Source organism: Sphaerisporangium flaviroseum, from assembly GCF_039537005.1.
GTDB classification, from domain to species: Bacteria; Actinomycetota; Actinomycetes; order Streptosporangiales; family Streptosporangiaceae; genus Sphaerisporangium; species Sphaerisporangium flaviroseum.
On the sequence record NZ_BAAAZR010000006.1, the window covers coordinates 108,964 to 119,847 of the forward strand.

The 10,884-nt window shown below is 69.3% G+C and carries 6 protein-coding genes; 4 read left to right on the plus strand and 2 right to left on the minus strand.

Going from position 1 to position 10,884, the window contains the following annotated elements; all coding sequences use genetic code 11:
• The first annotated feature begins 2 nt into the window (after positions 1–2).
• On the plus strand, positions 3–1,283 hold the full coding sequence (locus ABD810_RS14970; RefSeq protein ID WP_344939354.1) for a cytochrome P450: 1,281 nt from the start codon (positions 3–5) through the stop codon (positions 1,281–1,283).
• A gap of 13 nt (positions 1,284–1,296) precedes the next feature.
• Here the strand turns inward: ABD810_RS14970 and ABD810_RS14975 are convergent, their stop codons facing one another.
• Positions 1,297–2,970, minus strand: coding sequence for a hypothetical protein (locus ABD810_RS14975; protein WP_344939357.1), 1,674 nt, complete (start codon positions 2,968–2,970; stop codon positions 1,297–1,299).
• Positions 2,971–3,440: 470 nt separating this feature from the next.
• Here ABD810_RS14975 and leuS point away from each other — a divergent pair, with 470 nt between their 5' ends.
• Positions 3,441–5,909 carry a leucine--tRNA ligase gene (leuS, locus tag ABD810_RS14980; RefSeq protein WP_344939359.1) on the plus strand — a complete coding sequence of 823 codons (2,469 nt, stop codon included), beginning with the start codon at positions 3,441–3,443 and terminating at the stop codon, positions 5,907–5,909.
• A gap of 80 nt (positions 5,910–5,989) precedes the next feature.
• Here the strand turns inward: leuS and lexA are convergent, their stop codons facing one another.
• Positions 5,990–6,703, minus strand: a complete 714-nt coding sequence (gene lexA, locus ABD810_RS14985) for a transcriptional repressor LexA (protein ID WP_344939361.1) — start codon at positions 6,701–6,703, stop codon at positions 5,990–5,992.
• Between the two features lie 658 nt (positions 6,704–7,361).
• On the opposite strand from lexA, the gene nrdR reads away from it, so the two are divergent.
• Positions 7,362–7,823 carry a transcriptional regulator NrdR gene (nrdR, locus tag ABD810_RS14990; protein WP_344939363.1) on the plus strand — a complete coding sequence of 154 codons (462 nt, stop codon included), beginning with the start codon at positions 7,362–7,364 and terminating at the stop codon, positions 7,821–7,823.
• A gap of 130 nt (positions 7,824–7,953) precedes the next feature.
• On the plus strand, positions 7,954–10,854 hold the full coding sequence (locus ABD810_RS14995) for a vitamin B12-dependent ribonucleotide reductase (protein WP_344939365.1): 2,901 nt from the start codon (positions 7,954–7,956) through the stop codon (positions 10,852–10,854).
• Positions 10,855–10,884 lie beyond the last annotated feature (30 nt).

Sequence of the window (10,884 nt, forward strand, 5' to 3'; positions counted from 1 at the left end):
CCATGACTGTGGAGACACCCCCGGAACGCAAGCCGATCACGTCGTACGACCAGATCAACCTGTCGGACTGGGATTTCTGGGCGCGGCCCATGGCCGAGCGCGAGCATGCGTTCGAGCTGCTGCGGGAGCGTGAGACGCCCGTTTTCTTCGAGGAGCCCGAGCTCTCCTTCGCGCCGAGAGGCCAGGGCTATCACGCGATCGTCAGGCACGCCGACATCATCGAGATCAGCCGCAACCCTGACGTCTTCTGCTCCGGTGACGGCGGCGCGACGAACATCGCCGACATGCCCCCGGAGTTCGCCGAGTACTTCGGCTCGATGATCAATATGGACGATCCCCGGCACGCGCGCCTGAGGAGGATCGTCTCCCGGGCCTTCACCCCGAAGATGATCCAGAAATTCGAGGAGGACGTCCAGGCCGCGGCCGTCGCCATCGTCGACGACCTGCTGGAGACCGGACCCGGCTGCGACTTCGTCACCGAGGTGGCGGCCCGGCTGCCCCTGAAGATCATCTGCGACATGATGGGCATCCCGGAGAAGGACTACCGGTTCGTCTTCGACCGTTCGAACATCATCCTCGGCGCCTCCGACCCCGAGTACGTTCCCGCGGGCGACATGGACAGCGTCGTGGCCGCCATGCTCAACGCCGGGCTGGAGCTGCAGCAGCTGGTACAGGACCTCGCCGCCCACCGCGCCGAGAACCCCACGGGGGACCTGACCTCCTCGCTGGTCAGCGCCAACCTCGACGGTGAGCGGCTCACCCTCCAGGAGCTCGGGTCGTTCTTCATCCTGCTCGTCGTGGCCGGCAACGAGACCACGCGCAACGCCATCTCGCAGGGCCTGCTCATGCTGACCCGCAACCCCGACCAGAAGGCCCGGTGGCTGACCGACATCGACGGCCACGCCCCCAAGGCGGTCGAGGAGATCGTACGGCTCGCCGCACCCGTCAACTACATGCGCCGCAAGGTCACCAGGGACTTCGAGATGAACGGCACCCTCTACAAGCAGGGGGACAAGACCGTTCTGTACTACTGGTCCGCCAACCGCGACCGCGCGGTGTTCGCCGACCCGTACCGCTTCGACATCACCCGTGACCCCAACCCGCACGTCGGGTTCGGCGGCCCCGGCCCGCACTTCTGCCTGGGCGCGCACCTGGCCCGGCGGGAGATCACGGTGATGTTCCGCGAGCTGCTCCACCGGGTGCCGGAGATCCAGGCGGGCCGCCCGAAGAGGCTGTTCTCCAGCTTCATCAACGGCATCAAGCACCTGCCCTGCGACTTCTAGCCGCGGCGCGTCGCTAGGAGGCCGTGGCCACCGGCCGGATCGAGGAGAAGATCGTGTTGATGTCGGGCAGCAGCTCCTTCTTGCTGTCCGGCACCGACATGTAGACGATCACCGGCCGTTCCGCGCCCGTGCTCACCGCGCCGACCACCAGCGTGGTCTTGGTGCGGCCCGCCAGGATCTGGTACGCCACGACGCGCGCGGGGCGGCCTCCGGCGGACAGGCGCTGCTCGGCGGTCTTCACGACCTTGTTCCCCGGAGGGAAGAACTTGTTGCGGGCCGCGAACGCGACGGAGCTGATCACCGGAGTGAGCTTGCCGGGCGCGGACGCGGAGTACTTGCCGGCCAGGGCGGTGGCCAGCGGGCCGGTCATCACCTGGGCGAACCGGGGCGTACCGGCCGCGTCGGTCCCGGCGGCGACGTACTGCCTGGTGCTGAAGCCATAGGTCGACTGCACGCGCTGCGTGTCCAGGTCGAGCCGCCACGGACCGCCCAGCCTGGCCAGGCTGATGGCCGACACCTTGTCGGTGAGGACGCCGGCGCGCGGGGAGGCGTCGCCGGGATACCTCGGCAGCCTGCCGATGGACTGCGGCTTGGTGGTGCCGGTGCCCGCCTTGCCCGCCGACGAGGTGGAGGCCTTGGGCGTGCCCTTCCCCTTGCTCGCCTCGGTCTCGGCCGGCGCCGAGCGCAACGGCCCCGCCAGGACGGCCCACAGCAGGGCCGCCACCAGGGCGACCCCGACCGAGGCGACGAGCGCGAACAGCCACACCCGCTTGCCGCCCCCGGCGGCCTCGGCCTCGTCGCCGATCGCCTCGTAGTTGTCACCGAAGACGGTGTTCCAGAGCTCCTGCTGACGCTCGGGAGGAGGCGTCTTGGGCCCGCTGATCTGACCGGCGGTGACGAACGGCTTGTAGGGATCGTCGGGCTCGCGGGGAGGCGCCGCATGGCGCTGCCCCCTTCGCCCGCGCGGCTGCTCAGGTGACGACGGGGCGGACACCCGGACGGTGGTCTCGGTGCCGGGCGGGGTGTAGGCGGGCGCGGGCTCGTCGGCGACCCGGGAGGAGTGCGCCGGCGCCTCGGGCGCGTACTGCTGATGGCCCGCGACCTGCCGGTCGGCGACCTGCCGGCCGGGGTCCTGCTGGGGGAACACCTGAGGCCCGGTGGCCGCAGGCGCGTACGGCTGGGGAGCGTACTGCTGGTGCCCGGATGGCTGCGGCCCGGTGCCCTGGGGGGCGTACTCCGGCCGGCCGGCGGGCTGGGGCGCGTACTGCTGGGGGCCCGTCTGCTGGGGGCCCGTCTGCTGGGGGCCCATGGCCTCCGGCCCGGTGTTCTGAGGTTCGTACTGCCGCCGGCCGGTGGACCGGGAGTCACCGGGCTGCGGGGCGTACTGGTGGGGACCGGTGGGCTGGGGGGCGTACTGCTGAGGGCCGGTGGGCTGGGGGGCGTACGGGGAGGAGGGCATCGGCGGCGGCGGGGGGAACGACGTCTGCGTGTGCCCCTGAGGGGCGTACTGCGAGACCTCGTGGGAGGGGTCGGACGTCGTGCGGTTGCCGTACGGAGCGGGGTCGAACACGGACGCGGAGGGCGCCGGCGGGGGCGGGGGCGGTGGCGGGGGCATTTCCGGCCATGCCGGTGGGTTCTCCGGCCATGCCGGAGGCCGCGTGGGCTGGCTGGTGTGCTCAGGAGCCATCGCTGGCGAACCTCCCGACATCATGCCCGGATTGGGGGTGCTCGGCATGATCTCATGCGAAGCGGGGGTGTCCGCAGGAGAATCCGAGAAAGCCCCGCGGAACTGCAGGCCCGTCGGGTCGGTCGGCGGATCCTGCATCGGCAGGCCCTGGACCGCGGATTCCGGGCTGGGCTCCGGTTCATACGAGTTCACCACGGCGAAAAGGTTAAACTAAAGGGACATATGAGGTCACAACGGATCTATCACCATCGGGTCTCCCTGTGACTGTTTCCCGTAGCCACCAGGGATGTGGCGAAATCCGTACGAGGACCGATTGCTCGCTGCGCTACCCTTGAGCTATGCGTGGCAGGACCCTGCTTCTTGGCGGGCCGCGGCGACCGAGGTGAGACACCGGTCGACGCGGCTGCCCCTCGTGGACACGGGGGGTTTCTTTATTGGTCGAGCCATCCGCGCTGAGTCAACCGAGGGACATGGCCGTGAGTGACGAGCAGTACGATCCGCAGGCGCTGCAGGCGAAGTGGCAGCCGCGGTGGGAGGAACTGGACCCGTTCCGTGCGGGCGAGGACGCGGATGACGAGCGCCCCCGCAGGTACATGTGCGACATGTTCCCCTACCCCTCCGGTGACCTGCACATGGGTCACGGCGAGGTCTTCGCGATCGCCGACGTGGTCGCCCGCTACTGGTTTCAGCTCGGCTACAACGTGCTGCACCCCATCGGGTGGGACTCCTTCGGGCTGCCCGCGGAGAACGCCGCCATCAAGCGCAACGCGCACCCCGCCGAGTGGACCTACGCCAACATCGACACCCAGGCGACCTCGTTCAAGAGGTACGGCATCTCCTTCGACTGGTCACGGCGCCTGCACACCAGCGACCCGGAGTACTACCGCTGGAACCAATGGCTGTTCAACCGCTTCTTCGAGCGCGGCCTGGCCTACCGCAAGGGCGGCCTGGTCAACTGGTGCCCGAAGGACCAGACCGTGCTGGCGAACGAGCAGGTCGTCGCCGGCCGGTGCGAGCGGTGCGGGTCCGAGGTCATCCGGCGCGAGCTGACCCAGTGGTACTTCAAGATCACCGACTATGCCGACCGGCTGCTGGACGACATGGACGGCCTGGAGGACGGCTGGCCCGACCGCGTGCTGGCCATGCAGCGCAACTGGATCGGCCGCTCCGAGGGCGCCGACGTCCAGTTCGAGATCGAGGGCCGCGACGAGCCGGTCACGGTCTACACGACCCGCCCCGACACCCTGTACGGCGCGACGTTCTTCGTGGTCGCCGCCGACGCGCAGCTGGCCGAGGAGATCTGCTCGCCCGAGCAGCTGCCCGCCCTGGAGGCCTACCGCGCCGAGGTCGCCAAGCTGAGCGACATCGAGCGGCTGGCCACCGACAAGGAGAAGACCGGCGTCTTCCTGGGGCGGTACGCCGTCAACCCGGTCAACGGCGAGCGCATGCCCGTCTGGGCCGCCGACTACGTGCTGTCCGACTACGGCCACGGCGCGATCATGGCGGTGCCCGCGCACGACCAGCGAGACCTGGACTTCGCGCTGAAGTTCGACCTGCCCGTGCGGGTGGTCGTGCACACCGGGCTGGCCGACCCGGGCGAGAGCGGGGCCGCGACCGCCGGCGAGGGCCGGCTGGTCAACTCCGGGCCGCTGGACGGCCTGTCGAAGGCCGAGGCGATCACCCGCATCACCGAGATCCTGCGCGAGCGCGGCACCGGCAAGGCCTCCGTCAACTACCGGCTGCGCGACTGGCTGCTGTCCCGCCAGCGCTTCTGGGGCACCCCGATCCCGATCATCCACTGCCCCGACTGCGGTGAGGTCCCCGTCCCCGACGACCAGCTGCCGGTGACGCTGCCCGACCTGCGCGGAGAGGCGCTGGCTCCCAAGGGCGTCTCGCCCCTGGCCAGCGCCACCGAGTGGGTCAACGTCTCCTGTCCGAAGTGCGGCGGCCGCGCCCAGCGCGACACCGACACCATGGACACCTTCGTCGACTCCTCGTGGTACTTCCTGCGGTACTGCTCGCCGCGCTTCGAGAACGGCGCGTTCGACGTCGAGCAGGTCAGGCGCTGGGGCCCGATCGACCAGTACGTCGGCGGCGTCGAGCACGCCGTGCTGCACCTGCTGTACGCGCGGTTCTTCACCAAGGTCCTGCACGACATGGGCATGGTCGACTTCACCGAGCCGTTCCTGCGCCTGCTGAACCAGGGCCAGGTGATCAACCAGGGCAAGTCCATGTCCAAGTCGCTGGGCAACGGCGTCGACCTGGGTGAGCAGATCGACGCGTTCGGTGTCGACGCCGTCCGCCTGACCATGGTCTTCGCGGGCCCGCCCGAAGACGACATCGACTGGGCCGACGTCTCGCCTGCCGCCTCGCAGAAGTTCCTGGCCCGGGCGTTCCGCGTGATGACCGAGGCCGGCGCGGCCTCGGCGTCCGGCGTCGACTTCGCCACCGGCGACGTGGAGCTGCGCAAGGTCACCCACCGCACCATCGAAGAGGTCACCCGGCTGCTGGACTCCTACCGGTTCAACGTGGCCGTCGCCCGCATGATGGAGCTGACCTCCGCGGCCCGCAAGGCCATCGACTCCGGCCCGGGGGCGGCCGACCCGGCCGTGCGCGAGGCCGCCGAGACCCTGGCGGTCATGCTGTCGCTGGTCGCGCCGTACGTCGCGGAGGAGGGCTGGGAGCGGCTGGGGCACGGCCCCACGATCTCGCGGGTGGGCTGGCCGGTCGCCGAGCCCGCCCTGCTGGTCCAGGACTCGGTCACCTGCGTCGTGCAGGTGGCGGGCAAGGTCAGGGACCGCCTGGAGGTCGCTCCGTCGATCTCCGCGGCGGACCTGGAGGAGCTGGCGCTGGCCTCGGAGAAGGTGCGCTCGCACCTGACCGGGGCTCCCCGCAAGGTGATCGTCCGAGCCCCCAAGCTGGTCAACATCGTTCCCTGACCCCCCAAAGCACGACCGCCCGAGCGCTCACCCAGGGTGGGCGCTCAGGCGGGGGCGGGGCAGGTGCGGGGTCGGGCGGGTCAGAGCTTGCGAAGGACCGCCACGACCTTGCCCAGGACGGTGGCCTCGTCGCCGGGGATCGGGTCGTAGTTGGCGTTGTGGGGGACCAGCCAGACGTGGCCGTCCTTGCGCTTGAAGGTCTTCACCGTGGCCTCGCCGTCGATCATGGCCGCGACGATGTCGCCGTTGTCGGCCACCGGCTGCTGGCGCACCACGACCCAGTCGCCGTCGGCGATGGCCGCCTCGATCATCGAGTCACCGGCGACCTGGAGCAGGAAGAGCGTGCCTTCACCCACGAGTTGCTTGGGAAGGGCGAAGACGTCCTCCACGCGCTCCTCGGCCAGGATGGGCCCACCGGCGGCGATGCGCCCCACGAGAGGGACGAACGTGGCCGTCGGCCGGCTGACCAGGGGCTCGTCCTCACCGGGGGCGACGGGGTCGACCCAGAGGGCGGGCTCGCCCGGCAGGCGGACCTCCAGCGCGCGCGGGCGGTGGGGGTCGCGGCGTAGATAGCCCTTACGCTGCAGCGCGGTCAACTGGTGAGACACACTGGAGGTGCTGGTCAGCTGGACCGCCTCGCCGATCTCGCGCATCGAGGGCGGATAACCGCGCTGCTGCACAGAATCGCGGATCACCTCGAGGATCTTGCGTTGTCGTGGGGTGAGACCAAGGGAATCACGCCGGCGCACCGCCAGATCGCTGACAACCGTGCCGATCTCTTCCTGCTCGCTCATAAGCTCCTCCTCGCCGGGCGCCTGTCAGGCGCTCCGTCACGCCAAGCCCGCCCGGCCGGCTCCCGGTCCGTATTGCTGATGTCGCACACAGCGACAATATCGCCGTTCAAGATCGTCATCAAACAATTGTTCGAGAGTTTCCGATATCCTCGGCCGTCCGGTGAAGGACATCGTACGGGAGTTCGATCGATATCGTGTTCGACTTTGCGATCTTATGCCTGTGAGGGGCCGAAAGTCGATCACGCGAGCGATCTGGATCGCGGGGCGCCGGCCTGGGGTCGCGTGGCCGGGCTCGCGGCGGCACGGCGGCCGCGAGCGGCGCGACACGCCGACCCGTGGCCCGTTCCCCCTGATGGGCGGCCGGTTTTCGCGCAAGGGTGTCTCCGACTTGCGTTCATGGGGCGGCACTCCTACGGTTAGACCACAACATCTAGTAGTTACACCGATGTGGTTCACCATAAGTTGTGTTTCCGTCACCGCGCTGAGGGCAGCCCCAGTGCGTGCGCGAGCCTATTCCCGTTTTAGGCGGGAACAGGCGGTGAGCGCGTGGAATGCGGAAACATGTGCGGCTTTTCCCTGAGGTCAAGGCCTCGGGGGCCTCGTCATTCGAGGTGGTGCCCGCGTGACTCATGGGAGCCAGGAGAAATGGAGGCGACACATGCATTGTCCATTCTGTCGTCATCCAGACACGCGGGTCATCGACAGCCGTTCGACCGAGGACGGCGCGGCGATCCGCCGCCGGCGCACCTGTCCCGAATGCGGGCGCCGGTTCACCACCCAAGAGACGGTCCTGCTGATGGTGAGCAAGCGCAGCGGGGTGACCGAGGCGTTCTCGCGGGACAAGGTGATCGCCGGAGTGCGGCGGGCGTGCCAGGGCCGGCCCGTCAGCGAGGATTCGCTGGCGCAGCTCGGCCAGCGCGTCGAGGAGAGCATCCGGGCGACCGGGTCGGCCGAGATCCCGGCTCACCAGGTGGGGCTGGCGATCCTGGGGCCGCTCCGCGAGCTGGACGAGGTGGCCTACCTTCGGTTCGCCTCCGTCTACCGCAGCTTCGAGACGCTCACCGACTTCGAGGAAGAGATCGAGCAACTGCGGGCGGCCAGAGCCGCCAAGGAAAGCTGAACCGACCGGACACCGCGGTCCGCGGGCCGGAAGGCCGAGGACCATGGTGGCCCCTGCGCCGGGGGATGCGAACGGCGTGACGATGTGTTTCCGACACGAGGGCTCCGCGGAGCCCCGGAAGGGGGAGATCATGACGGAGACGGTGAGTGGCTCAGTGGGGCGCGGGGGCAAGCGGCCCCACAAGGGCTTGAAGATCAAGCGCATCCACACCACGCCCGGTGTGCACCCGTACGACCAGGTGCGCTGGGAGCACCGTGATGTCGTCATGACCAACTGGCGGGACGGCTCGGTCAACTTCGAGCAGCGTGGCGTCGAGTTCCCCGACTTCTGGTCGGTCAACGCCGCCAACATCGTCACCACCAAGTACTTCCGGGGCGCCGTCGGCACGGCCCAGCGCGAGGTCAGCCTCAAGCAGCTCGTCGACCGGGTCGTGGGCGTCTACACCCGCACGGGGCGCGAGCACGGCTACTTCGCCTCCGAGGAGGACGCCGAGATCTTCGACCACGAGCTGAAGCACGCTCTGGTCCACCAGGTCTTCAGCTTCAACTCGCCGGTGTGGTTCAACGTCGGGACCGCCTCGCCGCAGCAGGTCAGCGCCTGCTTCATCCTCGCGGTCGACGACCAGATGGAGTCGATCCTCGAGTGGTACAAGGAAGAGGGTGTGATCTTCAAGGGCGGTTCCGGCTCCGGGGTCAACCTCTCCCGCATCCGCTCCAGCAAGGAGTTGCTGTCGAGCGGCGGCACCGCCAGCGGCCCGGTGTCGTTCATGCGCGGCGCCGACGCCTCCGCCGGCACCATCAAGTCGGGTGGCGCCACCCGCCGCGCGGCCAAGATGGTCGTCCTCGACGTCGACCACCCCGACATCGAGGAGTTCATCGAGACGAAGGCGCGCGAGGAGGACAAGATCCGCGCCCTCCGCGACGCCGGGTTCGACATGGACCTCGGTGGCAAGGACATCGTCTCCGTCCAGTACCAGAACGCCAACAACTCCGTCCGGGTCTCCGACGAGTTCATGCGCACCGTCGAGGCGGGCGGCAAGTTCGGGCTGCGCGCCCGGCTGACCGGCGAGGTCATCGAGGAGGTCGACGCCCGGTCGCTGTTCCGCAAGATGGGCAAGGCCGCCTGGGAGTGCGCCGACCCCGGTGTCCAGTACGACGACACCATCAACGACTGGCACACCTGCCCGGAGACCGGCCGCATCACCGCGTCCAACCCCTGCTCCGAGTACGTCCACCTGGACAACTCGTCCTGCAACCTCGCCAGCATCAACCTGCTGAAGTTCCTGCGCGAGGACGACACCTTCGACGTCGAGAGCTTCGTCAAGCTCACCGAGCTGATCATCACGGCGATGGACATCTCGATCACCTTCGCCGACTTCCCCACCGAGAAGATCGCCGAGACCACCCGGGCGTACCGCCAGCTCGGCATCGGCTACGCCAACCTCGGCGCGCTGCTGATGGCCACCGGCCACGCCTACGACTCCGAGGGCGGCAGGTCGGTCGCCGCGGCGATCACCAGCCTCATGACGGGCGCCTCCTACCGCCGCAGTGCCGAGCTCGCCGCGATCGTCGGGCCCTACGACGGGTACAAGCGCAACGCCGAGCCCCACAAGAGGGTGATGCGCAAGCACGCCGCGGCCAACGACGACCTGCGCGCCAACGACGGCCTCGACCGGCCGATCCTGGCCGAGGCGACCAAGCAGTGGCAGGAGTGCCTGCGCCTCGGCGAGAAGCACGGCTACCGCAACGCCCAGGCCTCGCTGCTCGCCCCGACCGGCACCATCGGCCTGATGATGGACTGCGACACCACCGGCATCGAGCCCGACCTGGCGCTGGTGAAGTTCAAGAAGCTCGTCGGCGGCGGGTCGATGCAGATCGTGAACCAGACGATCCCGCGCGCGCTCAAGCAGCTCGGATACCAGCCGGAGCAGGCCGAGGCCATCGTCGAGTACATCGCCGACCACGGTCACGTCATGGACGCCCCCGGGCTCAGGCACGAGCACTACGAGGTGTTCGACTGCGCCATGGGCGAGCGGGCGATCGCCCCGATGGGACACGTCCGCATGATGGCGGCCACCCAGCCGTTCCTGTCGGGCGCCATCTCCAAGACCGTCAACCTGCCCGAGTCGGCCACCGTCGAGAACATCGAGCAGGTCTACCTTGAGGGCTGGAAGCTCGGGCTGAAGGCCCTCGCGGTCTACCGCGACAACTGCAAGGTGGGCCAGCCGCTCTCGATCGCCAAGAAGACCGAGGAGAAGGCCGCGGAGAAGGCCGCGGAGCCGGTCGTCCAGATCGTGGAGGTGCCGAGGCCGAAGCGCCGCCGCCTGCCGAACCAGCGGCCGAGCACCACCACCCGTTTCACCGTCGGCGGTGCCAAGGGCTACATGACGGCGTCGTCCTACCCCGACGACGGCCTCGGCGAGGTCTTCCTGAAGATGTCCAAGCAGGGCTCGACCCTGGCCGGTGTCATGGACGCCTTCTCGGTGGCGATCTCGGTGGGCCTGCAGCACGGCGTCCCGCTCGACACGTTCGTCAGCAAGTTCGTGAACATGCGCTTCGAGCCGGCGGGCATGACCGACGACCCGGACGTGCGCATGGCGGCCTCGGTGGTCGACTACATCTTCCGCCGCCTGGCCCTCGACCACCTGCCGTACGACGAGCGGGCGGCCCTCGGCGTCTTCTCGGCGGCCGAGCGCGCGGCGCAGCAGCGCGGTGAGGACCCCCAGGCGTCCCAGGAGGTCATCATCGACACCGCCGCCCTCGCGCAGTCGGCGCCCATAGAGGAGAAGCACGAGGAGAAGCCGGAGGACAAGGCGGCCGGGGACAGGCCCGCGGCCGGCGGTCCCGCCGCCGGCGTGACGGCCACCCCCGTCGAGTCCTCCTCGCGCGGGAACGGCTCCGCGGCGGCGCTCGAAAGCCACCAGGGCCGCACGGCCGACGCGCCGCTCTGCCTTACCTGCGGCACGAAGATGCGCCCGGCCGGTAGCTGCTACGTCTGCGAGGGCTGCGGCAGCACCAGCGGCTGCAGCTGAGTCAGGCCGTAGCGGTCCGCTGCACCACAT

What these genes read in the sequence shown, in the direction of transcription:
- ABD810_RS14995 (WP_344939365.1), top strand. Translation starts at nt 7,954, where the DNA reads ATGACGGAGACGGTGAGTGGCTCAGTGGGGCGCGGGGGCAAGCGGCCC.
- leuS (WP_344939359.1), top strand. Translation starts at nt 3,441, where the DNA reads ATGGCCGTGAGTGACGAGCAGTACGATCCGCAGGCGCTGCAGGCGAAG.
- ABD810_RS14970 (WP_344939354.1), top strand. Translation starts at nt 3, where the DNA reads ATGACTGTGGAGACACCCCCGGAACGCAAGCCGATCACGTCGTACGAC.
- lexA (WP_344939361.1), bottom strand. Translation starts at nt 6,703, where the DNA reads ATGAGCGAGCAGGAAGAGATCGGCACGGTTGTCAGCGATCTGGCGGTG.
- ABD810_RS14975 (WP_344939357.1), bottom strand. Translation starts at nt 2,970, where the DNA reads ATGGCTCCTGAGCACACCAGCCAGCCCACGCGGCCTCCGGCATGGCCG.
- nrdR (WP_344939363.1), top strand. Translation starts at nt 7,362, where the DNA reads ATGCATTGTCCATTCTGTCGTCATCCAGACACGCGGGTCATCGACAGC.